The organism is Streptomyces roseoviridis, from assembly GCF_039535235.1.
In the GTDB taxonomy this organism is placed as follows: Bacteria; Actinomycetota; Actinomycetes; order Streptomycetales; family Streptomycetaceae; genus Streptomyces; species Streptomyces roseoviridis.
This window is the reverse complement of record NZ_BAAAWU010000001.1, coordinates 4,804,606-4,828,037: the sequence shown is the minus strand read 5'-3', so window position 1 is coordinate 4,828,037 and position 23,432 is coordinate 4,804,606. Positions and strand designations below refer to the sequence as shown.

Annotated in this window: 18 protein-coding genes and 3 tRNA genes; 8 read left to right on the top strand and 13 right to left on the bottom strand. The window is 73.4% G+C overall.

Annotated elements, in window-relative coordinates; genetic code table 11:
- Window positions 1-4 precede the first annotated feature (4 nt).
- The 4 genes from ABD954_RS21910 (at window position 5) to ABD954_RS21895 (ending at window position 2,657) form a co-directional block, all read left to right on the top strand.
- Window positions 5-1,336 carry an AAA domain-containing protein gene (locus ABD954_RS21910; RefSeq protein WP_345492379.1) on the top strand — a complete coding sequence of 444 codons (1,332 nt, stop codon included), beginning with the start codon at window positions 5-7 and terminating at the stop codon, window positions 1,334-1,336.
- Between the two features lie 138 nt (window positions 1,337-1,474).
- Window positions 1,475-1,831 carry a hypothetical protein gene (locus tag ABD954_RS21905; RefSeq protein WP_345488062.1) on the top strand — a complete coding sequence of 119 codons (357 nt, stop codon included), beginning with the start codon at window positions 1,475-1,477 and terminating at the stop codon, window positions 1,829-1,831.
- A gap of 132 nt (window positions 1,832-1,963) precedes the next feature.
- Window positions 1,964-2,593 carry a bifunctional DNA primase/polymerase gene (locus ABD954_RS21900; RefSeq protein ID WP_345488060.1) on the top strand — a complete coding sequence of 210 codons (630 nt, stop codon included), beginning with the start codon at window positions 1,964-1,966 and terminating at the stop codon, window positions 2,591-2,593.
- A tRNA-Lys gene (locus ABD954_RS21895) sits at window positions 2,584-2,657 on the top strand. The genes ABD954_RS21900 and ABD954_RS21895 overlap by 10 nt, the downstream gene beginning before the upstream one ends.
- A 58-nt stretch (window positions 2,658-2,715) precedes the next feature.
- Here the strand turns inward: ABD954_RS21895 and ABD954_RS21890 are convergent.
- Window positions 2,716-3,975 (bottom strand): M6 family metalloprotease domain-containing protein, encoded by a 1,260-nt coding sequence (locus ABD954_RS21890; RefSeq protein WP_345488058.1) that lies wholly within the window; start codon window positions 3,973-3,975, stop codon window positions 2,716-2,718.
- Between the two features lie 354 nt (window positions 3,976-4,329).
- Here ABD954_RS21890 and ABD954_RS21885 point away from each other — a divergent pair, with 354 nt between their 5' ends.
- Complete coding sequence (locus ABD954_RS21885) at window positions 4,330-6,228, top strand: putative bifunctional diguanylate cyclase/phosphodiesterase (protein ID WP_345488056.1); 1,899 nt, start codon at window positions 4,330-4,332, stop codon at window positions 6,226-6,228.
- A gap of 87 nt (window positions 6,229-6,315) precedes the next feature.
- Here the strand turns inward: ABD954_RS21885 and ABD954_RS21880 are convergent, their stop codons facing one another.
- Both ABD954_RS21880 and ABD954_RS21875 read right to left on the bottom strand, forming a co-directional pair.
- Window positions 6,316-8,019, bottom strand: coding sequence for a glycosyl hydrolase family 18 protein (locus ABD954_RS21880; RefSeq protein WP_345488054.1), 1,704 nt, complete (start codon window positions 8,017-8,019; stop codon window positions 6,316-6,318).
- A 246-nt stretch (window positions 8,020-8,265) separates the two neighbouring features.
- The gene (locus ABD954_RS21875) at window positions 8,266-9,330 is read right to left on the bottom strand and encodes an LLM class flavin-dependent oxidoreductase (protein ID WP_345488052.1); all 1,065 of its coding nucleotides are present in this window, start codon (window positions 9,328-9,330) and stop codon (window positions 8,266-8,268) included.
- Window positions 9,331-9,638: 308 nt separating this feature from the next.
- Here ABD954_RS21875 and ABD954_RS21870 point away from each other — a divergent pair, with 308 nt between their 5' ends.
- Both ABD954_RS21870 and ABD954_RS21865 read left to right on the top strand, forming a co-directional pair.
- Window positions 9,639-10,397, top strand: a complete 759-nt coding sequence (locus tag ABD954_RS21870; RefSeq protein WP_345488050.1) for an IclR family transcriptional regulator — start codon at window positions 9,639-9,641, stop codon at window positions 10,395-10,397.
- A gap of 84 nt (window positions 10,398-10,481) precedes the next feature.
- Window positions 10,482-10,555, top strand: a tRNA-Lys gene (locus ABD954_RS21865).
- 61 nt (window positions 10,556-10,616) lie between these two features.
- On the opposite strand, the gene ABD954_RS21860 is transcribed toward ABD954_RS21865, so the two are convergent.
- From ABD954_RS21860 to ABD954_RS21840, 5 genes are all read right to left on the bottom strand, one after another.
- On the bottom strand, window positions 10,617-11,270 hold the full coding sequence (locus ABD954_RS21860; protein WP_345488048.1) for a response regulator: 654 nt from the start codon (window positions 11,268-11,270) through the stop codon (window positions 10,617-10,619).
- The gene (locus tag ABD954_RS21855) at window positions 11,210-12,511 is read right to left on the bottom strand and encodes a sensor histidine kinase (protein ID WP_345488046.1); all 1,302 of its coding nucleotides are present in this window, start codon (window positions 12,509-12,511) and stop codon (window positions 11,210-11,212) included. The genes ABD954_RS21860 and ABD954_RS21855 overlap by 61 nt, the downstream gene beginning before the upstream one ends.
- Before the next feature lie 298 nt (window positions 12,512-12,809).
- Complete coding sequence (locus tag ABD954_RS21850) at window positions 12,810-13,400, bottom strand: lytic polysaccharide monooxygenase auxiliary activity family 9 protein (protein ID WP_345488044.1); 591 nt, start codon at window positions 13,398-13,400, stop codon at window positions 12,810-12,812.
- Between the two features lie 150 nt (window positions 13,401-13,550).
- Window positions 13,551-14,780 carry an SPFH domain-containing protein gene (locus tag ABD954_RS21845; RefSeq protein ID WP_345488042.1) on the bottom strand — a complete coding sequence of 410 codons (1,230 nt, stop codon included), beginning with the start codon at window positions 14,778-14,780 and terminating at the stop codon, window positions 13,551-13,553.
- A gap of 1,764 nt (window positions 14,781-16,544) precedes the next feature.
- Window positions 16,545-17,942 carry a peptidoglycan-binding protein gene (locus ABD954_RS21840; protein ID WP_345488040.1) on the bottom strand — a complete coding sequence of 466 codons (1,398 nt, stop codon included), beginning with the start codon at window positions 17,940-17,942 and terminating at the stop codon, window positions 16,545-16,547.
- Between the two features lie 183 nt (window positions 17,943-18,125).
- Here ABD954_RS21840 and ABD954_RS21835 point away from each other — a divergent pair.
- Window positions 18,126-18,199 (top strand) — tRNA-Lys (locus ABD954_RS21835).
- Window positions 18,200-18,457: 258 nt separating this feature from the next.
- On the opposite strand, the gene ABD954_RS21830 is transcribed toward ABD954_RS21835, so the two are convergent.
- The 5 genes from ABD954_RS21830 to ABD954_RS21810 all read right to left on the bottom strand — a co-directional run bounded on the left by ABD954_RS21830 (window position 18,458) and on the right by ABD954_RS21810 (window position 23,424).
- On the bottom strand, window positions 18,458-19,111 hold the full coding sequence (locus ABD954_RS21830) for a class F sortase (RefSeq protein ID WP_382745832.1): 654 nt from the start codon (window positions 19,109-19,111) through the stop codon (window positions 18,458-18,460).
- Complete coding sequence (locus ABD954_RS21825; protein WP_345488036.1) at window positions 19,108-19,692, bottom strand: hypothetical protein; 585 nt, start codon at window positions 19,690-19,692, stop codon at window positions 19,108-19,110. Before ABD954_RS21825 ends, ABD954_RS21830 begins: the two co-directional genes overlap by 4 nt.
- Before the next feature lie 83 nt (window positions 19,693-19,775).
- Window positions 19,776-20,555, bottom strand: a complete 780-nt coding sequence (locus ABD954_RS21820; protein ID WP_345488034.1) for an HAD-IIA family hydrolase — start codon at window positions 20,553-20,555, stop codon at window positions 19,776-19,778.
- Between the two features lie 112 nt (window positions 20,556-20,667).
- Complete coding sequence (locus tag ABD954_RS21815; RefSeq protein ID WP_345488032.1) at window positions 20,668-22,209, bottom strand: alkaline phosphatase family protein; 1,542 nt, start codon at window positions 22,207-22,209, stop codon at window positions 20,668-20,670.
- Window positions 22,210-22,356: 147 nt separating this feature from the next.
- A complete protein-coding gene (locus tag ABD954_RS21810) occupies window positions 22,357-23,424 on the bottom strand; it encodes a 2-aminoethylphosphonate ABC transporter substrate-binding protein (RefSeq protein WP_345488030.1) in 1,068 nt (355 codons plus the stop codon).
- Between the last annotated feature and the right edge of the window lie 8 nt (window positions 23,425-23,432).

The following is a 23,432-nucleotide window of genomic DNA, read 5'->3' as shown; positions in this document are numbered from 1 at the left end:
GTCCGTGACCGCCTTCGATCCGTCCGCCGAAGCCGCGCGGGCGACGGACGCCATCTTGTCGAGCACCCTGCACGGGGACGCCCGCGGTGTGGTCGTCGACTCCCCGCCGGGCGCGGGCAAGTCGACGCTCGTGGTGCGGGCGGCGCTGGAGCTCGCCGACGCCGGCCGTCCGCTGATGGTCGTGGCGCAGACGAACGCGCAGGTCGACGACCTGGTGCTGCGGATCGCGGAGAAGCGGCCCGGGCTGCCCGTGGGGCGGCTCCACTCAAACGACTCCGCTCCGTACGACAGGGCCCTCGACGACCTGGAGCAGGTCCGGAAGTCGGCGAAGGCGGCGGATCTGACCGGGCTGCCGGTGGTGGTGTCGACGGCGGCGAAGTGGGCGCACGTGAAGAACGTGGAGCCGTGGCCGCACGCGATCGTGGACGAGGCGTACCAGATGCGTTCGGACGCGCTGCTCGCCGTGGCGGGCCTGTTCGAGCGGGCGCTGTTCGTGGGCGACCCGGGGCAGCTGGATCCGTTCTCGGTGGTGGGCGCGGAGCAGTGGGCGGGCCTGTCGTACGACCCGTCCGCCTCCGCCGTCAGCACCCTCCTCGCCCACAATCCGGACCTGCCGCAGCACCGTCTGCCGGTGTCCTGGCGGCTTCCGGCGTCGGCCGCCCCGCTGGTGTCCGACGCGTTCTATCCGTACACGCCGTTCCGCAGCGGCACCGGTCACGGCGACCGCCGGCTGGGTTTCAAGGTGTCCTCGGACGGCTCGGGCCCGGACCGGGTCCTGGACGAGGCGGCGGAGTCGGGCTGGGGCCTGCTCGAACTGCCCGCCCGGCACACCCCCCGCACCGATCCGGAGGCGGTCCACGCGGTCGCCCTGGTGGTGCGGCGACTCCTCGACCGCGGCGGGGTGTCGGTGAGCGAGCGCTCGCCCGACCCGGTGCCGCTCACCCCGGACCGGATCGCCGTCGGCACGGCCCACCGCGATCAGGCGGCGGCCGTCCGGGCGGCCCTGGCCGAGCTGGGCGTCCCGGGCGTGACCGTGGACACGGCGAACCGCCTCCAGGGCCGCGAGTACGACGTGACGGTCGTCCTGCACCCGCTCTCCGGCCGCCCCGACGCCACCGCCTTCCACCTGGAGACCGGCCGCCTGTGCGTGCTCGCCTCCCGGCACCGCCACGCCTGTGTCGTCGTCTGCCGCGCGGGCGTCGCCGACCTCCTCGACGAACACCCCTCGACGGAACCGGTCCAGCTGGGGGTCACGGTGAAGTTCCCCGACGGCTGGGAGGCCAACCACGCGGTGCTGTCCCACCTGGCGGAGCACCGGGTGAGCTGGTCGCCGTGAGCCGGGCCGCCGTGGCGGGTGCGCGCTCCGGGTTCCGTCGGTTCGGGAGCTCTGGCCCTGGGGTGGTCTTGCCAGGCGCGGGAGAATGGGGTGTGGCCCGGGTGTCCGGGCCGTGTGTGTGCGAGGAGGAGAAGGACCATGGCGGAATCGGCTGAGCGGAGTGGGCGGCGGCGGGTCAGGCCGGCGCCGCTGGTCTTCGAGCCCGCCGAGGCGACCGCCGACCCGGAGCACTTCTTCGACCTGGAGTCGATCGAGGACCCGCGGGAGCTGCTCGCCCGGGCGACCGAGCTGACGACGGCGTTCCGGGCGGCGACGGACCGGGCGGTCGAGTTTCAGGCGATCGCGGCGGCCCAGCTCGCCGACCCGCGCCGGTTCGACCGGCTGACGGCGGCGGACGTGGCCGAGCGGGCCGAGTGGACCGAGGACTACGCCCGCAAGATGATCGAGTTCGGCCGCGACCTGATCCGTACGGGCGGCCGCGACCCGGAGGAGTGAGCCTCCGGTCTACCCGGGCCGCTCAGCGCACTGGCATATGCCGGGGCGCACGGTACTCCTTCCGACCCCGCTCTGTCCGGGTTTTCGGCAACCCGCTGAAACGGGACGGTCACGCCCGGTAGATCTTCCCGTATGACGACGTGGCTGCGCGACGAGACGACTCCGTACGACATCTTCCGCTTCCTGCGGGACCCGGACGAGGAGCGGCACCAGGCCGCACGGGTCACCGAGGACGGGGCCCTCTGGCTCGCCTCCGCCACCGCCCGCCCGTGCGCCGCGCTCGCGCGCTGGCAGGAGCGGCCCGCCGCCCCGGCCGTGCTGTCCTGCGGCCGCGTCTTCGACGTGGTGAACGTGGAGCCGATCTTCGGGCGCCGGATGCTGGACCGGCTCTGGGCCGAGGGCCCCGGCTCGGGACCCGTCGCCGTGCACCGGGGCCGGATGCTGCTCTTCGCCGCGCCCGGTACGGCCCAGCGGTTACCGGCCCTCCTCGACTGGGAGGAGTACGGGGACGCCGTGCCGCGCCCGCTGTGTCACGGCACCGGGGACGCCGTGACCGTGCCGCCGCTCGCCCCGCAGGACACCTCGGGCCCCCGCTGGCTGGTCGCCCCCGACACCCGCCGGCCGTGGCTGCCCGGACCCGAGGTCCTCCTCTGGGCCTGCGTCCGGGCCGCCCGGATGGTTTCGGCGGCCGACGTGCGGGTATCGATTTTTGCTTCGGCGGATCCGGATGCTAATGTCTACGACGTCAGCAGGCGCCGCTAGCTCAGTTGGTTAGAGCAGCTGACTCTTAATCAGCGGGTCCGGGGTTCGAGTCCCTGGCGGCGCACAGACGGGAGAAGCCCCTCGCGGAAGCGGGGGGCTTCTTCGTGTCCGCGGGACCGGGCTCACTCCACCGGTCGCGCCCGGGGGCCGGTGACCCGGACCGTCCACACGCCCGCCCTGGTCCGCTCGGCGACCTCCACCCGCACGCCCGTACCGGGCACGGTGAAGGACTCGCCCTCCGTCAGCGGCGCGTCCGCGAGCGGCGGGTAGACCGAGCGCTCCCAGCACGCCTCCGTGCGCGGATGGGCGTCCACGACCTCCACCGGGCCCTCGCCGGAGGCCGCTTCGTTGCGGACCCGGTAGACGAGCACCCCCTCGGTGCAGGTGTCCTGGTCGTTGCCGGTCGCGGAGCGGGCCTCGATCGCCAGTGCGCTGCCCCCGCCGGTGCGGACCACCGCCAGGCGGGTGCCGACGGTGCCGCCGGCCACGGGCGCGGCGGCGACCGGTTCCAGGCCGATCACATGGGTGCCGGGGTCGCGGACGCAGTTCACCTGGGAGCGGTCGAGCCAGCCCAGCTTCCACTTGTGCCAGGCGAAGAGGTCCGGGGCGAGCCCGAACTGGCTGCCCATGACGTCCCAGTCGCCGACGTGGGTGTCCCAGTCGCCCTTGCCGTCGGCGGGCCGGTGGTAGAGGTCGGGCAGGTCGAAGACGTGGCCGGTCTCGTGGGCGAGCACGTTGCGGTCCGGCGGGTGGCGCTCGAAGACCGTGACCACCCGCCTGATCTCCCGGCCGTCGGCTTCCAGCGGCTGCTCCAGGTTGACCACCTTGGTGGCGTCGGAGTCGACGCCGGGCGCGTCGGGGTCGGCGACGAGATAGACGATGTCGTAGCGGGAGAAGTCCACGGAGTCGTCGGCCGCCCGGATCGCGTCGCGCAGATAGGCCGCCCGGCGCTCGGCGCTCCAGTCCCGCCGTATCGCGTACGTGCCGGAGTCCTGCGGCATCCGGGTCCAGCCGGTCTGCGGGTGGGCGCGCAGTGTGAACCGGCCGTAGGAGGCGCGCTCGAAGAACTCGGACGTGCCGGGGAAGTGGTCGGCGGCCAGTTCGGCGGGGGTGATCAGCGGGTCCGAGTCCGGGAAGGACAGGAAGATCATGACGGCGTCGAGGGTGCGGGTGGGCCGCGGATAGGACCCGTTCCAGGTGTCGAGGCCGAGCGAGTGGTGGGCGGCGGTACGGGGCAGGGCGCAGGGTCCCGCGGAGGGCGCGGCGACGGCGGGGCCGGCGACGAGCCCGGTCGCGGCGAGCGCCGCGAGCGAGGTGAAGGCAGCCGCGCCGGCACGCAGGCGCGAGCGTTGCACTCCCCCGGGTGGCTGCTGACCCCTCACGTGTACCTCCGGCTCCGGAAAGCGTGACACCACACCCACCTTGTGGTGGTTTGTGATGTTTCGCACCTTTCCGCTGACCCGGTCGGGTGAGCAGGACTCGCCGAGTCGACGCGACACGGACGCGTAACAGCTCACGGAAAGTCACATTCGGTCAGACCGCCGTCGACCCGTGTCAGACCCGCGCAGAAACGATCGGCCGGGTCGGCGGGTGGGGAGCCTCACAGCCCGTCGGGGCGTCACGGCGGGCTGCAGAGCTGGAAGGGCCCCCCGGCCAGCCTCTATGATCGGCACACTTTCCCTGGCCGACCATTCCGACCACATCTGTACGGCCCGAACGCACTACGGGAGCGAGCGGTGAGCGGAACCCCCGAAGTACCGGTGCACCCGTCGGCGGAGCCGGTGCTCACAGAGCGTCACGCATCCGCATCCGATCCCGACCCCGGTCCCGATCCGGGTCCCGATCCCGGCCTCGATCCCGAACTGCGCGACTACCGGGCCGCCTTCCGTGCCGCCCGGCTCGCGATGGCCGTGGTCGACCGGGACGGCCTCGTCGTCGCCGCCAACGACGCCCTCGGCGCCCTCCTCGGCACCGACCCCGCCGCGCTGTGCGAGCAGGCCGCCGCCGACCTGGTCGACCTCGGGTCCGACGGGCGCACCTGGCACGCCTACCGCGAGGTGCTGCGCGGCCGCCGCTCCCGCTTCCGCTGCACCCGGCGCCTCAAGCACCCCGACGGACGCTCCCTGTGGGCCGAGGTGACCGTCTCCCCCGTGCCCGACCGCCCGCGCGTCCTGCTCTCGGTCGCCGACGTCAGCGACCGGCGCGAGCTCCAGGCCCGGCTGCGCCACCTCCAGATGCACGATCCGGTCACCCGGCTGCCCAACCGCACCCTGTTCTTCGAGCGCCTCACCGCCGCCCTGGAGACCGCCGCCGCCGAGGGCCCCGCCGAGGGGACTCAGGACCGGTCGTACGAGTCGTACCAGTCCTACGGGCATGGCAGAACAGGGCGGATCGGGATCTGCTACCTCGATCTCGACGGCTTCAAGGCGGTCAACGACACCCTCGGGCACCGGGTCGGCGACCGGCTGCTGGCCGCCGTCGCCGGCCGGCTCACCCAGTGCGCCGACAGCTACGGCTACACGCGCGGCGGCGCACACCTCGTGGCTCGGCTCGGCGGGGACGAGTTCGCGATCCTGGTCGAGGACTCCACCGGCACCGAGCAGCTCGCCGATCTGGCCCAGTCCGTGCTCACCGCGCTCCAGGAGCCCTTCGACCTGTCGGGGCAGCGGCTGTCCGTCTCCGCCTCCATCGGCGTGGTCGAGCGACGGGCCCACGGCTCCTCCGCCACCTGTCTGATGCAGGCGGCCGACACCACGCTGTACTGGGCCAAGGCCGACGGCAAGGCCCGCTGGACGCTCTTCGACCCCGAGCGCAACGCCCACCGGATGACCCGGCAGGCGCTCTCCTCCACCTTGCGGCCCGCCGTGGAACGGGGGGAGTTCGCCCTCGAGTACCAGCCTCTGGTGGACCTGGCGGACGGTTCGGTCCGCGGGGTGGAGGCGCTGGTGCGCTGGCACCACCCGCAGTTCGGCGTCCTGGCGCCGAATCGGTTCGTCGGGATCGCCGAGGAGGACGGCACGATCGTCGAGCTCGGGCGCTGGGTGCTGCGGACCGCCTGCCGCCAGGCCCGGCAGTGGCAGCAGGACCACCCGGGCGAGCGGCCGGTCTTCGTCAGCGTCAACGTGGCGGTGCGTCAGGTCTGGGACTCCGACCTGGTGGCCGACGTGGCCGGCATCCTCTCCGAGACCGGGCTCGCCCCGCACCTGCTCCAGCTGGAGCTGACCGAGTCCGCGGTGATGGGCTCGGCGGGCCGCCCGCTCCAGGCGTTGCAGGCGCTCAGCGACATGGGTGTGCGGATCGCGATCGACGACTTCGGCACCGGTTATTCGAACCTCGCCTATCTGAGCCGGCTTCCGGTCTCCGTGCTGAAGCTGGACGGCTCGTTCGTGCGCGGCTTCCAGGACGAGGAGCACGCCAACCCGGCGGACGAGTTGATCGTCGAGGCGCTCGTCCAGCTCGCGCACCGGCTGGGCCTCACGGTCACCGCCGAGTGCGTGGAGACCTCGGGGCAGGCCACCCGCCTGCGCAGGATCGGCTGCGACACCGGGCAGGGCTGGCTGTACTCGCGGCCGGTCCCCCCGGACGGCATTGCCGCCCTGATCGGCTCCGCGCCCGAGTCCGTACGGGTGCGGTAGGACGCGACGCAGCAGACCGCCCCCGGCCGGAGGGACATTCCGGCCGGGGGCGGTGGTCCTGCCCGGTGGTGCGGGGTCGTACAGGGATCAGCAGGCGCCGAGGTCCTGCCAGACGCCCCACTCACCGGTCTTGCCGGGCTCCTCGTTCTGCGTCCACCACTTGGCCTTCCACTTGCGGCCCTGGTGGGAGACCTCGTTGCCGGCCGTGTAGACCGTGCCCGCGATGTACGCCGGGACCGAGCCGCACCCCGTGGTGGGCGGCGGGGTCGTGGGCGGGGTGGTCGGCGGCGGGGTCGTGGTGGGAGGCGTGGTCGGCGGGGTGGTCGGGGGAACGGAGGTGCCGCCGAGGGCGCTGTTGATCTGCTTCAGGAGCGTGGCGTTGTCGTCCAGGCCGAGCAGCGAGTACATCATCGCGCCGGCCAGGCCGCGCTGCTTGCCGTAGTCCACGCGGGCCTGGATGGACCGCTGGTTCAGACCGGTGAAGAACTCGCCGTCCTTGTAGAAGTACGAGGACTTCGACTGGTCGTCCCAGAAGGTGGTCGCCGCGTTGTCGACGATGCCGCCGAGCTCCTTGTAGTGGGCGATGCCCGCCTGCTGGCTGTAGGGGCGGGCGCCCGAGCCGCCGGTCGCGGGCTGCGCCAGGCCGTGCGTGGTGCCGGCCGGCACGCCCTTCCAGCCGCGGTAGTAGAACTCGTAGCCGAGCGTCAGCTTGTTCGCCGGGAAACCGCCCGCGATGCCGTAGGCCGGGTTGCCGTCGATCCAGGAGTCGATGGCGTTGTCGATGCTGTACTTCTCGGTGCCCGGCGCGATCGGGTCGGTCGGGTCGTTCGGGGAGGGGTGGAGCGGGGACTGGTGGTACGTCGGCCCGTCGCCGTCCCAGGCGCCGTGCATGTCGTACGTCATGATGTTGGCGTAGTCGAGGTACTGACCGATCTTGTCGGTCTCGATGTACTTGATCTTGTCCTGGCCGGCCGGCAGGGCCGCGGTCAGCAGGTACTTCTTGCCGCCGTTGGCGGCGCCGTAGGCGTCGAGCTGCTTGCGGAACTCGGCGAGCAGGAGGGTGAAGTTCTGCTTGTCCTCGGGCCCGTAGTGGTTGCCGAGGTGGCCGCCGGAGGAGCCGGGGTACTCCCAGTCGATGTCGATGCCGTCGAAGATGCCGGCCGCGGAGCCGGGGCCGCCGAAGCCGCCCTCGACGGGCAGGTTGCCCTTGAGGTACTGGTCGACGCAGGAGGAGACGAACTTCTTGCGGCTCTCGTCCGTCTTCGCGGCGTCGTGGAAGTACTTGGAGTAGGTCCAGCCGCCCAGCGAGATGTTGATCTTCAGGTGGGGGTACTTCGCCTTCAGTTCCTTGAACTGGTTGAAGACGCCCACGATCGGCTGGTCCCACTTGTCGGCGACGCCGTCCACGCTGTCGGCCGCGCTGAAGGACTTCTGGTAGTCGGCGTAGGAGTCGCCCGCACCGTCACCCGCGTTGGGGTTGTTGTCGTCACCGGCGGCCTTGTTGGCCATGAAACAGGTGAGGTTGGTGGGGTGGATGTTGCCGAACGAGTAGTTGATGACGTCCAACTGGCTCGCGATGCCCCGGGTGTCGAGGTGCTTGGGGTAGAAGGCGTTCCCGTACACGCTCCACTGGTCGTAGTACGCGATGCGCACGCCGCCCGGGGAGGCGGTGGCGGCGGTGGGTGCGGCGTCGGCGGCCTGCGCGGAGCCGAGGCCGCCGGTGACGGCGAGCGCGCCGGCGGCGAGGGCCGAACTGAGGAGTGCGGCGATCAGTGGTCTGCGGGGGTGCACGTGCGGCCTCCGGGAGGGGTGGCGGTACGGAAGTTGGAGCAGTGATATCCGGCGGACGAACGGCACGTCAATGGTCTGAACCAGATTGAGGACTAGACCAATTGGCGCGAGAAAGCCCTCGTCAGACGGGTGCAGCACACGAAAGAACCGCCCGCCACCATCGGTGACGAGCGGTTTAAGGTTCACTTATGGTGCTCACGCGGGCCGGCCCGGAGGTGGACCAGCCCTCCCGGCGCTCCCCGGTTCCTAGCTCTCCGGCAGCCCGTACGCGTCGGCGATCAGCTCGTAGCTCCGCAGCCGGGCCTCCCCGCCGTGCACGTTGGCCGTGATCATCAGCTCGTCGGCGCCGGTGCGCTTCTGGAGCGCGTCGAGCCCTTCGCGCACCTCGTCCGCCGTGCCGTACACGACGTTCGCCAGCCAGCCGTCGACGAACTCGCGCTCGGCCGGACCGAACGCGTACGCCTCGGCCTCCTCTGGGGTCGGGATCAGGCCAGGGCGGCCGGTGCGCAGGCGCAGCATCGACAGGGCGCCGGTCAGCACCTGACGGCGGGCCTCGGCGGCCTCGTCGGCGGCGAGCGCGCCGACCCCGATCAGCGCGTACGGCGCGTCGAGCACGGCCGAGGGCCGGAAGGAGTCCCGGTAGAGGTCGAGGGCCGGGACGGTGTTGCGGGCGGAGAAGTGGTGGGCGAAGGCGAAGGGCAGACCCAGCAGCCCGGCCAGGCGCGCGCTGAAGCCGGAGGAGCCCAGCAGCCAGACCGGCGGCCTGCCCCCGGGCCCCTGGACGGGGCCGGGCACCGCGTGGATCCGGGCGTAGCGGTGGCCGTCGGGGAAGTCGTCGTCGAGGAAGCGGGTCAGCTCGGCGAGCTGCTCGGGGAAGTCGTCCGCGCCCTCGTTCAGGGTGTCGGTGCGGCGCAGCGCGGCGGCCGTCGCCCCGTCCGTGCCGGGTGCGCGGCCGAGGCCGAGGTCGATCCGGCCCGGGGCGAGGGCCTCCAGGGTGCCGAACTGCTCGGCGATCACGAGGGGCGCGTGATTGGGCAGCATCACGCCACCGGAACCGAGGCGGATGCGGCTGGTGTGGGCGGCGAGGTGGGCGAGGATCACGGCGGGCGAGGAGGAGGCGACGCCGGGCATGGAGTGGTGCTCGGCCACCCAGTGGCGGTGGTAGCCGCGCCGCTCGGCGAGCCGGCTGATCCCGACGCTGGTGGCGAGGGCCTGGCTCGCGGTGTGCCCGCTGCCGACGGTCACCAGATCCAGTACGGACAGCGGTACGGGCGCGGTACCGTACGCCTCTCCTCGAATCGCGTCGCTCACCGTGGGGTGCCTTCCTGCGCAGTGACCTCAGTACGTACGGAAACCACAAACGGGAGGGTGTCTCCGCTTATTCCCCGAAAAAATCTTCACGTCCGGAACGGCTCCGAACGCCCGTGCGGACGACCCCGCGCACGGCCCTGACCTCAGTCTCTGTCGAATGGCTGTGACCATGGCATATGCCAGAGTGGCGCGGCCCAGCGTACGGCCCCTGCGCACCGCATCATTCTCGCCAACAGCCGCCCCGCAGCGGGGCCTTGGCGGCTATCGTGGTACGGAAGCTTGCGGTCACAACCTGGTAGGGGGAAACCGTGGCGCTGAAGCCCGAGCCCACCGCACCGTTCCACTCGGTGCAATACGCCCTGCGCGTGCTTGAGACGGTCTCACGGCACGGCGGTGGCGTGACGGACGTGCAGATCGCACGGGAGACCGGCCTGCCGGTCGCCCATCTGTCGTCCCTGCTCCTGATGCTCCGGCGCGAGGGATATGTCGAGCAGGTCTCCGACGGCGCCTACGTCATAGGTGACTCCCTGGTCCTCCTGGGCTCCGGCACCACCCGCCGCGAGGCCCTGGAGCGCAAGCTCCAGGAGACCCTGACCGAGCTGCGCGACTCGGTCGGCGCCGCCGTCTACATCAGCCGCTACATCGACGGCGAGGTGAAGATCACCCAGTTCGCCGACGGCCCGCGCACCCCGAAGGTCAACGAGTGGGTGGACTTCCGCTCGGCGGCCCACGCCAGCGCGGTCGGCAAGTGCCTGCTCACCCAGCTCGACCAGAACGGTCGCCGGGACCACCTCTCCCGCCACAAGATCGCCCGGCTGACCTCCCGGACGATCACCAACGAGAAGGTGCTGTTCTCCAAGCTGGACAGCCAGCCGCCGACCGTCCCGGTCCTCGACCTCCAGGAGTACGCGGTGGGCACGGTCTGCGCGGCGGTGCCGCTGACGGCCGGCGCGGCCGTGGGCTGCCTGGCGCTCTCCCTGCCGATCGAGCACGCCCACCGGCTCCGCTCGGCGGCCGACACGCTCAACCGCAGGGCGGCTCCGGTGGTGCTCTCGCTGGCGATCTGAGGCCGGCGGCCGGCCGCGGGCGGGCCCGTCCCGGGGTGGTCATGAGCACCCCTCGGGACCAGGTAGTATTTTCTCTGTCAGCAGGCGCCGCTAGCTCAGTTGGTTAGAGCAGCTGACTCTTAATCAGCGGGTCCGGGGTTCGAGTCCCTGGCGGCGCACAGACAGAGGGAGCCCCTCGCGGAAGCGAGGGGCTCCCTTTCTTGTGCCCGCCTGCCGCTGTCATGCCCGGAGGTAGGCGAGGACCGCGAGGACCCGGCGGTGGGTGTCCTCGGCCGGCGGCAGGTGCAGCTTGGCCAGGATGTTGCCGATGTGCTTGCCGACCGCCGCCTCCGTGACGACCAGCCGGCGGGCGATCGCCGCGTTGGAGTGCCCCTCCGCGACCAGGCCGAGGACCTCCCGTTCGCGCGGGGTCAGGGCCTGGAGCGGGTCGCGGTGGCGGCGCAGCAGCTGCCGTACGACCTCGGGGTCGACGACCGTGCCGCCGTCCGTCACCCGGGCCAGGGCGTCCAGGAACTCCTCGACCTGCCCGATCCGGTCCTTCAGCAGATAACCGACGCCGGTGCCGTCGCCCGCGTCGAGGAGATCGGCGGCGTACGAGCGCTGCACGTACTGGCTGAGCACCAGGACCGGCAGCCCCGGACGCTCGGCGCGCAGGGCGACCGCCGCCCGCAGTCCCTCGTCCTGGAAGCCGGGCGGCATCCGTACGTCGGTGACGACGACGTCCGGGTCGTGCGCGGCGACCGCCTCGCGCAGGGCGTCGGCGTCCGCGACGGCGGCGACGACCTGGTGGCCGAAACGTGCCAGGAGTCCGATCAGTCCCTCGCGGAGGAGGACGCTGTCCTCGGCGAGGACGATCCGGAGAGGGCGCTGCACGGGATCTCCGCTCGTAGCAGGGTCGGCCCGCCGGGCGGGCTGGTGATCGTCAGTGTCCCATCGAGGACGGCGAGCCGGTCGGCCAGGCCGGTCAGTCCGCTGCCGTGCCCCGGGTCGGCGCCGCCGCGGCCGTCGTCCTCGACGTCGACGCGGAGGACGCCGTCGGTGTGGGCGGCGGCGAGCCGGGCCCGGGTGGCGCCGCTGTGCTTGCCGATGTTGGCCAGGGCCTCGCGGGCGGCGAAGTAGGCGGCGCTCTCGACGGCGGCGGGCAGCCGGGGCAGGGCGCCGTCGACCCCTGAGGTCTCCACGGGCACGGCGGAGCGGTCGGCGGCGTCGGCGAGGGCGGCGCCGAGTCCGTAGTCGGCGAGGACCTGCGGATGGATGCCGTGGATCAGCTCGCGCAGCTCGGTGAGGACCCGGCCGGCCTCCTCGTGGGCGCGGGCGAGCCGGTCGGCGAGCGGCCCGGGCGGGGCGTCGTAGCGGGCGAGGCCGAGGGTCATGGTGAGGGCGACGAGCCGCTGCTGGGCGCCGTCGTGGAGGTCACGCTCGATCCGGCGCCGCTCCGCCTCGAAGGCGGCGGCGAGCCGGGCGCGGGAGGCGATGACCTCGCCGATCCCGTCCGCCGGGCCGTCGTCCCGGGCCGCGAGCAGGGCGCGGGCGAGGGCGGCGCGGGCACCGGCGACGGCACCGAGGGGATAGGCGAGGACGAGCAGCAGGAGCACGCCGAGGAGGGCGGCGGCGAACGCCTCGGGATAGGAGGTGACCAGGTACACCTTCACCGCCTTCGCCTCCTCGCCGTCCGCCGCGAGCTGGAGCGGAGTGCCGATCAGGGCGGCGGGCAGGCCGACGCAGACGGCGAGCGCGAGCGCGTCGAGCGGCCACAGGACGGTGGCGAAGAGCAGGGCGTACGCGAGTTCCCGCCAGGTCGCCTGCTCCCCCGCGCGCAGCCGGAGCCAGGCGGCGAGGCCGGGTGCGTCCGGGACCCGGTGCGGGTCGGCGGCGGGGGCGCGGTCGACGAGGCGGAGCCGGCGGCGTTCGGCTCCGCCGAGGGCGACGCCGGCCAGGAGCAGCAGCGGGAGCCCGACGAGCAGGAGGGAGCACACGAGGAGCACCACGAGCACCCCGGAGGCGGCGGCCCCGCCGACGGCTCCGCTCGCGAGGTATCCGGCGGCCCGCCAGGGCAGGGGACCGAACGGGTAGCGGGGCCGGGCGAGTGCCTGCCAGGGGTTTGGGGCTTCCATGGCGTTCACGGTAGGCGGCGCGCGGGGCCCGGGCCATGGGGGTGGAGGGTGTACGGGGGGTGGGGCTGGGCCTACCGGGGCGGGCGGTCAGGCCGGCGACGCGCCGGGGGGGGATCCCGGCGCGGCGGCCCCCGCGAGGGCCGCCGCGCCGAGCCGGAGCGGGTACTCCGGTGTGTTGTCGGGCAGCCGGCCGGGGTGCGGCTCGCTCCCCGGCCGGTCGGGCATCAGCCCCGTGCGCGGGGCGGCGCGGGAGGGTGGCCGACGCGCCGCCGGGTGCCGCGGAGGGGCCCGGCACGCGTCAGAGCTGGACGTCCGAGCACGCGTAGAAGGCGTTCCCCGTGTCCGCGACCGTCCACACGGCCAGGATCAGGTGGCGGCCGGTCTTGCCCGCCGGGATGGTCCCGGAGTGCGAGAGCGTCGAGGGCGGCTGCTGGCTGTTGTAGGGGACGACCAGGAAGGGCTGGGTGTCGAGGTCGGCGCGGGTCAGCGCCTTGGTCCCGGTCCAGCCGTTCCGGGTGATGTAGTAGCGGAAGTCCGTGGTCGCGTGGCGGGCCGTGAACTGCCAGCGGAACGTGTGGCTCTGTCCGGCCGTGAGCCTGGTGGTGGGCCAGGCACCGCCGCGCGGGTCGTCGAGCTGCGCGAAGCGGGAGTTCCCGCCGGCGCATATCCGCCCGTCGGCCGGCCCGGCGGCCGGGAAGCCCTTGAGCCCCTCGACCGACTGCGGCTCCCACTGGATGTCACCGCAGTTGGTCACGGTGCGGTTGGCACAGAGCTTCTGACGGCTGATCGGCGAGTCGGTGTAGCCGTGCCCGCTCGCGCTGGTGCTGGTGAAGAGGGAGGCGGCGGCGACGCCGAGCGCCACGGCCGCCACCCCTGTCTTTTTGCGCATGCTGTCGCTCCAGGAGAACGTGGGGGTGTTCTGTGGGCTGTGCTGCACGCGTGCGGTGGTACGTGTTCCGGTTTCCGGTCTAGACCAAGCCCCACGGTAGGGACGGAAGTTGGCCGTGTCCATACCGAAGGAAGGGGCTTCCGGGGAAGCTCAGGCCCCCTCCCCCGACGCCGTACGGCCGGTGTAGAACGCCACCGTCAGATCCTTCACCAGCGCCTTCCGCTCGTAGTCGTCCAGCTCCACCAGACCACGGGAGGTCAGCCGGTGGACCACGTCGTCCACCGCGTCCACGACCGAGGTCAGCACGCTGTCCCGGTGCTTGGCGTCGATCGCGGCGATCCGGCGGCGCTGCATCGCCGCGGCGACCTCCGGGGCGTACTCGATCCGCGTCGGCTGCGCCGAGAAGACGTCGATGCCGACCGGCGCGCACTCCGCCGACAGCATCCGGGTCAGCGCCTCGCCGACCGCCTCGGAGTCCCGCAGGGTCGGGGCGTCCTCGTGGAACGCGTCCGCCGGCAGCTGCGAGAGCACCCGCGCCATCGCCGCCTCCACCTGCTCGCGCAGGTACTCCTCGTGCCGGTCGACCCCGAGCGCGGCGCGGACCGTGTCCCGGATCCGCCACACCACCAGGACCACGACGTCCAGCGCCGTGCCCTTCGCGTCGACGGCCGGCAGCGGCTCGCTGCGCCAGTGCCGCAGCCGCACGTCCACGCGGCGGCGCAGGAGGAGCGGGCTCACCCAGAGCAGGCCGGTGCGGCGGACGGTGCCGCGGTAGTCGCCGAAGAGGGTGAGGACGAGGGCGTACCCGACCCGGCCGCGGCCGAGACCGCCCAGGAAGAAGAGGACGACGAGCACGCCGAGGGCGAGCAGGGCCCACTGGCCGAGGTGGATGCCGTGGTACGGCCGCGGGGGCAGCCGCAGCATACGGGCCGCCTCGGCCGGCACGGCGCCCACCCACCACACCATCGCCGCGCACGCGAGGAGCGCGACCGCCCCGCCGGCCACCCCGACCCAGCCCGGCAGCACCGGCCCCGGCCGCTCCACCAGCTTCGGATCGGCGGTGGGGGCGGGCCGGCTGGACGCGGGCGCGGGACGGGCCGGTGCGGGGATGGCGGGCTTGGCGGCCTTGGCGGTGCCCGTGGGCGCGGCCTTGGACGCGGCCTGCTGGAGTGCGGGGGTCTTGGGTACGGGCACGGTGGCGGGGCCGCCGTCGTCCTTGCCGCCCTCCGGCTCGTCCCGGAACAGCAGGTGCACCGGAATGGACCCGGTGCTCTCGGTCCCGATCACGGTGCGCCGCCGCGACATCGCACCGCCCACACCCGCGCGCGGTGTGACCGCGGTGGAGGCGGCCACGGGCACGGCGACCGTCTTGACCGGCACGCCCAGGATCCGGCGGAGGTCGAGGACGCCGCGGCGGGGCGGTGCCGTCCGAGGAGAGCCGCTGTCGGGCGCGGCCTCCGGCGCGCCTTGGGCTGCCGGGGCCGCTCCGGCCCGAGTGGCCAAGCCTCCGGAGGCCCCCTGCGACGCCGGACCCGGCCGGGCGACGGAGCCGGTCGGGGTGGTGGGTACCGCGACCGAGGCGCTCGGCCCCTGCGGGGCCGCCCCCGGGGCGGCACCGCCCGCGCGAACGCCCTGCGACGCGGTCGAGCCGCCGGACGCACCGCCCGCGCGGGCCCGCTCGGGAGCGACGGGTGTGCCGCGGGGGACGGACACCGCCGGACTGCCGGGCGCTGCTGCGCCCGACCGGGCGGCGTGCGACGAGACGGAACCGGCGGGACCGGCGGAGTCACCGGGCCCCTCGGCCCCGGCCGAGGAGGCCGGCCCGTGGGGAGCGGGGGCCGTACCGGCCGCACCCGCGAGCTGTCCCTGCGGGGCGGCAGGCGCACCGGCCGGTGCCTGTGCACTGCCGGACGTGGCCGCCCCCGGCCTCACACCGACCCCGGCGGGCGAACCCGACGCCGGGGCACCGCCCGAAGACGCCCCCTGCGGGGCCGCAGTGGCACCGACTGCTGCCGGGGCACCGCCCGCCGGGGCCGAGCCCGGCCGCGCACCGGCCCCAGCGGGCGAACCCTCCGCGGCGGCAGCCGTACCGACGGACGCCGGGGCACCGCCCGGCTGACTCACGGGCGACGGAGTCGAAACGCCACCTCCGGCGGGCGAAGTCTGCGGAGCGGCAGCCGTACCGGCCGACGCCGGGGCACCGCCCGGCTGACTCACGGGCGACGGAGTCGAAACGCCACCTCCGGCGGGCGAAGTCTGCGGAGCGGCAGCCGTACCGGCCGACGCCGGGGCACCGCCCGAGGCAGTCCCGTGCGGCGCAGCCTCAGCGGCACCGCCCGACGACGCCGATCCCGGCCGCGCACCGGCCCCGGCAGACGAACCCTGCGCCAAGGCAGCCGTACCGGCGGTCGCCGGGGCACCGCCCGGCTGACTCGCGTGCGGCGCAGCCGAAACGCCACCTCCGGCGAGCGAACCCTGCGGAGCGACAGCCGTACCGGCCGACGCCTGGGCACCGCCCGAGCGAGTCCCGTGCGGCACCGGCGAACCCCCGCCTCCGACGGACGGCCCCTGCGCAGCAGTAGTCGTACCGGCGCTCGCCGACACACCATCCGGCCGGCTCCCGTGCGGCGGAGCCGAAACCCCGCCCCCGGTGGGTGTCGGCGTCAGCCCCGGCTGGCCGGTCTGAGGTCCGCCCGGTCCGGCCGCTGGTGTCGCCGGTCCGGTGGGGTGGCCGTCACTCAGCGGACCGGCTGTCGCACCGGCGGGCCCGGGCGGTGCTTCCGCCGGGGCAGACCGTTCGCCCGCACCCGTGGCCGTGCCCGTATCGCCCGGCGTGACCGGCACGGCACCCGGCGCCCCGCCGGCCGGCACCGGCGCAGCCGACGCCGCACCCGCACCCGTGCCCGTGCCGCCCGGCGTGACCGGCACGGCACCCGGCGCCCCGCCGGCCGGCACCGGCGCGGCCGGCGCCGCACCCGCACCGTCGCCGGGCGACCCCGCTCCCCCGCCCGGCGGGGCTGCTCGGCGGGGGCGGCCGTCGGTGAGGCGGCGGGCGGTGCGGGCCGCGTCGCGGGTGGCGGCCGGGCCGGAGTCCGGGGGGGTCGGGGTCGATGCCGTCATTCGGTCCACCTCATGTTCTCGGGGTCATCGGAACAAGCGCCGCCAGGTCTCCGGGCCCGGGTAGCCGTCGGCCGCGCCGCCGCGCCAGCCCTGGGCCCGCTGGAAGGCCTCGACGTTGCGGCGGTCCGCCTCCGTCCACCGCGGACCGGGGCCGGACGCGTAGTGCTTGCCGAAGCCCCGCTTCACCAGTTGTTTGCCCAGCTTCTCCACATATGCGTTGGATTGGCCCGGACGGAAGTAGCCACGCCCGGGGAACCCGCTCGCAGATGCGCTCGACCCGCCCGAACCACTCGAACCGCCGATGTCCTTGCCCTGTCCGCGCACGAGCAGCGACCAGGTCTGCGGGCCGGGCAGACCGTCCGCCTCGGGACCCTTCCAGCCCTGCGCCCGCTGGAAGGCCTGGGTGGCGCGGCGGTCCGCCTCGCCCCAGCGCGGGCCGGGACCCTGGCTGTAGAACTTCTTGCCGCCGCGCGCGACGAGCAGCTTCCCGAGCTGGGTGACGTACGCGTTGTTCGCGCCGGGGCCGAACTTCGCCGCCCCCGGGTACGGCGTCACGGTCGCGGACGGGCCGCCCCCCGTGGCACCGCCGCCACCGCCGCCGCTGACCACGCCCTTGTAGCGGTAGGCGACGTAGCGGTCGGAGTACTCCCAGTACGCGAGCGGCGTCGGCTGCTTCCGCGTGCGCGGCTTGGTCTGCTCGTACGCGATGTAGGCGGTGTGGGTGTAGTCGGTCCACCCGCCGAAGATCGTCACGTGCGAGCCGCGCGTCGGGTTGGCGGGGTTGTGGAAGAGGAGGATGTCGCCGGGCTGGAGGTCGGCGCGGTCGATGCGGTCGGCGAAGCGGTCGAGGCTGCCGGTCCACTCGTTGCTGCGGAGGTTCCAGGCCATGGAGATGTAGCCGGAGCAGTCCTGGCGGTAGCCGTCGCTGAAGTACTTCTCCATCGAGTACGGGACCTGGGCGGCGACCCACTTCTTCGCGCGGTTGACGATCTCGGCGCGGGTGGTCTTGCGCAGGGAGTCGGCCGAGATCTGACTCGTCGTCGGATCGGCGACGGGGGAGGGCGCCGAGGCGGGGCCGGGCGCGCCGTGCAGCGGGCCGCGGCCGCCCTGGGGGGTGTCGGGCCCGGGGCCGGTCTCCGTCGCACCTCCCGCCGCGCTTCCCGCCGCACCCCCCGCCGTGCCGCGCGCCGCACCCTCCACCCCGCCTCCCACAACGGGATCCGCGCCGGCCACCCCCGTCCCTCCGCCCAGGACCACTCCGGCGGCCGTCACCAGGACCAGCGCGCGACGGGCGCCGTGCGCGGCCGGGTGGCCTCCCGCCCGTACGGGCAGTCCCAGGGCGAGGTCGCGCCGCTGGCGGGCGCAGCCCGGGCAGCCGCAGTCGGCCGCGGGTTCGATTTCTTCGAAGACCGGCACACTCATGCGTTCCCCTCCACACTCGTCAAGATCTTTCGGCGCTCCTGCACGGGCGCCAGTTTCTCAACTGTCTGGACAAATCGCATTTTGACGGATCGAAGGCACAATACGACCATCCGACAGGCCGGGCGGGACCGGAAATGGTCAGGAGCACCCTCTGGAGTCCTGTAAAGTTATCGACGTCAGCAGGCGCCGCTAGCTCAGTTGGTTAGAGCAGCTGACTCTTAATCAGCGGGTCCGGGGTTCGAGTCCCTGGCGGCGCACGCGCAAGGCCGAGGCCCTTCACCATCAGGTGAAGGGCCTCGGTCGTTTCCGCCGTGTCCGCCGCGTCGCTCCTCTACAGTGAGCGGAAATCCCGCCCCGGCCTCCCGCGGCGGCTCCGGGCTCCTCCCGCGGCCCGTGAGCCCGCGGTCGAGGACCGGGCCGGCCGGCGGCCGGCACCTCCGCCCCGCCGGCCGGCCCCCGGTCCTCCCCGCCCCCGGCCCCCGGTCCTCCCCGCCTCCGCCCCCGGCCTGTCCCCCTCAGTCCCGCACGCCCGTGAGATACGCCGAGACGACCACGTTCGCCGTGTAGGTACCGCTCGCCCGGTCGAAGGTGCCGCCGCAGGTGATCAGGCGCAGTTCCGCCCGGCCGGGGACGCGCGGGCCGTAGGCCGCGCGGGCGTCGAAGCGGTCCCGGGACAGGACCCGGACGTCGTCGATCGTGAATTCCGCGACGCTTCCGTCCGAACGGGTCACGCGCACCGCCGCGCCGGGGCGGGCCGCGCTCAGGCCGTAGAAGACGGCGGGGCGGCTCTCGGTGTCGACGTGCCCGACGAGCAGGGCGGCCCCGGAGGAGCCCGGGCGGGTGCCGGAGCCGTACCAGCCGACCGTGTGCGGCATCGCGTACGGCGGCGGGTCGATCGCCCCGTCCGCGTCCAGGCCGCGGGGCACGACGGGTGCGAGGACGCCGAGGGACGGGACCTCCACGCGGAGCGGCTCGGCGGGCGCCAGCGGGGGGTGCGCCGGGGGCGGCGGCGCGCCGGGCGGGCGGCCGACGGCGGCGATGTCACCGGCCGCCGGCGCCGAGGGGCGGCCGGGCCGGTCGGCGGCGTCCTCGCCCCAGAGCCAGAGGCCGAGGAGCAGGACCGCCCAGGCCGTCCCGGTCAGCGCGCGCCCGGAGGGCACCGGACTCAGTCCGCTCCCCCGCGGCGGCGGGTGCTGCGCAGAGCGACCGCCACCGCGGCGACGGCGGCCATGCCGAGCCCCAGGAGCGTGTACGGGGTGCCGAGGCCCTCCTCGCCCGCCGTCTGCGCCATGCCCGGGGCGGCGGGGGCGGCGAAGGCGGCCGTGCCGCCGCCGCCCGCGCGGACCGGGGCGACCGGGGAGGGGTGGTGGGTGGGCCGGTGGCTCGGCTCGTGGTGGCGCTTGACGTGGACGGTGCCAACGCCGGGGTGGTCGTGGCCGTCGCAGGTGACGCCGACCTTGTACGTGCCCTCGTCGAGGCCGGACCGGACGGTGGCGTCGCCGTGGAGCGGGTTCTTGCCGCCGTCACGGCCGGTGAGCTCGGCGTCCGCGACGAACGCCGGGGACTTGGCGGCGCCGGTGGTGCCCTTGCAGCCCGTGACCCGGACGTCGACGTCGGCGCCGGGCGCCGCGGTGGAGGGGATGACGGTGACCTTGACCCCGTCGTGGGCGAGGGCGGTGCCCGCCGTGGGAGCGAGCACCAGAACCACGGCCGCCCCTGCGGCACGGAGAGCGATGGGACCTGAACGCATGGTGACCTCCTGAGGGAAGGGTCACCCGGTTCCGGTCCCTTCGCATCCGCAGAGGGCCGAACAGGGCTCTCACCTGCGAGGACTCAGACGCGGTCGACGAGGTCCGCGATCGACTTCACGATCTTCGACGGGCGGTACGGGAAGCGGTCGATCTCGGCCTGGGTGGTCAGACCGGTGAGCACCAGGAAGGTCTGCATGCCCGCTTCCAGGCCCGCCAGGATGTCGGTGTCCATCCGGTCGCCGATCATGGCGCTGGTCTCGGAGTGGGCGCCGATGGCGTTCAGGCCGGTGCGCATCATCAGCGGGTTCGGCTTGCCGGCGAAGTACGGCTCCTTGCCGGTCGCCTTGGTGATCAGTGCGGCGACCGAGCCGGTGGCGGGCAGCGGGCCCTCCAGGGACGGGCCGGTCTCGTCCGGGTTGGTGCAGATGAAGCGGGCGCCGGCGTTGATGAGCCGGACCGCCTTGGTCATGGCCTCGAACGAGTACGTACGGGTCTCGCCGAGCACCACGTAGTCGGGGTCGTGGTCGGTGAGCACGTACCCGATGTCGTGCAGGGCGGTGGTGAGGCCGGCCTCGCCGATGACGTACGCGGTGCCGCCGGGGCGCTGGTCGTCGAGGAACTTGGCGGTGGCGAGCGCCGAGGTCCAGATGTTCTCGACGGGGACGTTCAGCCCCATCCGGGCGAGCCGGGCGTGCAGGTCGCGGGCGGTGTAGATCGAGTTGTTGGTCAGGACCAGGAAGGGCTTCCCGGTGTCCCGCAGCTTCGTGATGAACGCGTCGGCACCGGGGATCGGGACGCCCTCGTGGATGAGGACTCCGTCCATGTCGGTGAGCCAGGACTCGATCGGCTTGCGCTCTGCCATGGGTGCGGGACTCCTGCCGTACGGATGCCGTACGCGTACGGGCCGGTGCCGTACACGACGGGCGGTGTGCTGGGGGCGACGCGACAGCGCTGTGGCGACGCCCCCAGCCTAGTCAGGAAGTCGTGACCTTGACCCCGTCGATCACCCAGTACCAGTTGTTGGACCCGGTGTAGCGGAAGCGGAAGCTCACGCTGGACGCGCCGGCGGGCACGTCCAGGGTCAGCGACTGGGGCTGGGAGATGACGTCCGTGGTGTGGCTCCTGACGACGGTCGGCGTGCCGCCGTTGAAGGAGGCCAGGACCTGGGCGGTCTGGGAGCCCTCCTGCCGGTAGAAGGTGGTGTAGCCGAGGGTGACGCGGGAGGCCCCCGAGACGGAGTACGCGGGGGTGACCAGCGTCGAGTCGTAGGTGCCGGAGAAGGTCTTGTCGGCCCACTCGTCGGAGTCGGCGACGGCGAAGACGCCCCGGGAGCGGACGTTGAGCTCGCGTGACTGGTCGCGCTGCGTGCGGGACCAGAACTCGTCGGTGGCGAAGGACCAGCCGCGCCACTCGGTCATCCCGCCCGTGCCCATGGCGTTGTTGATGACGGACCAGCCGCTGGGCGCCGTACGGGTGAAGCCGAGGACGCCGGCCGGGATGCCGGTCTCGTCGACGCGGCCGGTGAGCGAGCCGTACAGCGCGTCGAACGGGTCCGTGGAGCGCTCCTGGACCGGCTTGCCGTCCAGGTCCCAGGACGGTTCGGGGGTGATGCCGAGCTGGTGGAAGACGGTGGCGGCGACGTCGACGAGCCGGGTGTCGATCGGGCGGGCGCCGGCGGCGATGCCCGGGCCCTGGGCGAGGACGAAGGTGCGGCGTTCCTCGATGGCGGAGCCGCCGTGGCCGCCGGCGTCGGCGTGGCCGTGGTCGGTGCAGACGATGACGGTCCAGCGCTCGGTGGCGTAGGACGGGCGGGCGCGGATCGCGGACATGAGCCGGCCGAGCTGGGCGTCCTGGACGGCGATGGCGTCGAGGTAGCGCTGGCCGGTGCCGTGGGAGTGGGCGACGACGTCGGTGTTGCCGAGGTAGACGAAGGCGACGTCGGGGTTCTGGTCGCGCAGCACCAGGACGCTGTCGGCGGTGATGGTCTCGTCGTGGCCCGAGTAGCCGTCGCGGTCGCCGTCGAGCACGATCTTGGCGTCGGCGCCGGCGGTGACGGTGCCGTAGGTGTCGAGCGGCTTCCAGTCGACGGCGGCGTACAGGGACAGCTCGGGCCTCACCTGGTTCAGGCGGGCCAGGAAGCCGGGGTACTGGCCGTAGTTGCGGCCGGTGAAGGTGTTGTCCCTGACGCCGTGCTTGTCGGGCCACACGCCGGTGGAGACGGTCGACCAGCCGGGGCCGGAGGAAGTGGCGGCCATGGGGTTGGCGTACAGCAGGGAGACGCCGTAGGTGCCGGCCGCCATCATCGCCTTGAGCGTCGGCGCGTTCGCCGCGTCGATCCGGTCGTGGCGCAGGCCGTCCATGCCGACGACGAGCACCTTGTCCTTGCTGGTGCCGTTCGGGAGGGTGGGCGCGGCGGCCTGGGCGGTCGGGGCGGTGGCGAGGCCGGTGGCGGTGACGGCGGCGGTGGCGCCGGCGGCGGCGAGCACGCCGCGGCGCGAGATGCCGGTGTGCGGCATGTCTGGAGTCCTCCGTGGAAGGGGGGCGAGGGCAGGTCAACTCCCCGACGAATCGGGGGCGTTGGGCTTGGGTCCGTACCCGTTATCTTTCCGCGACGCTTCAGTGGGACGGAAGGTACGTGCGGTGAACTCTTGTGGCGTCCCCGGTCAGCTTCCGGTGGCGGTCTTCCAGGCGTCGACGTACGCGGGCAGGTTCTTGTCGATGTCGGCCCAGTCCGGCTCGAAGACCTCGACGCCCTCCATCAGCCTGGTCAGGGCCAGGGCGTTGGCGTCGGTGGCCCGGACGTCCTTGCGGACCGAGAAGCCGCCGCCCACGGAGCTGACCTCGCGCTGGGCCTGCTCGCCCAGCATGAAGTCGAGGAGCTTCTTGCCGTTGTCGGTGTGCGGGGCGCCGCTGACCAGGCCGGCGGCGTACGGCAGGGCGAAGGTGGTGGGCTTGCCGCCCCGCTTCGCGGGGAACCAGATGGCGAGGTTCGGCATGGACCGGGACTGCGCGAAGTTCATCTGGACGTCACCGTTGGCGACGAGGATCTCGCCCTTGTCGACCTTCGGGGCGAGCTTGGAGGTGGAGGAGGACGGGCCGACGTTGTTGGCCTGGAGCTTCTTCAGGTACTCCATGGCCGGCTCCTTGCCGCCGAAGTCGTGCATGGCCTTGATGAGCACGGCGGTGCCGTCGCCCGCGACGCCCGGGGTGGAGTACTGGATCCGGTCCTTGTACGCCGGGTCGAGCAGTTCCTCCCACGTCGTGGGCGGGGTCTTCAGCTCCTTCCTGTTGTGGACGAAGCCGAAGTAGTTGTTGACGACGGAGATCCACCTGCCGTTGTCGGCCTTGTCGATGCCGCCGACCATGTCGGCGCCCTTCGGCGTGTACGCCTGGAGCAGCCCCTTGGAGTCGGCCTGCTGGATGAAGGGCGGGAGGGTGACGAGGACATCGGCCTGGGTGTTGTTCTTCTCGCGGGCGGCGCGCTGCACCATCTCGCCGGAGCCGCCCTCGACGTACTTCACCTCGATGCCGGTCTGCTTCTCGAAGTCCTTGAAGACCTTGTCGTACCAGCCGTCCCCCGCCTCGCCCTTGAGGCCGTCGGCGCTGTAGACGGTGACGATCTTCTCGTCGGAGGCGGCGGAGGAGCCGCCGCAGGCGGTGAGGGCGGCGGCGAGGACGAGGCAGCCGGTGACGGCGGCGATCGGCTTGGCGTACGGGGCGTGGGTGAGCATGGCGTCGT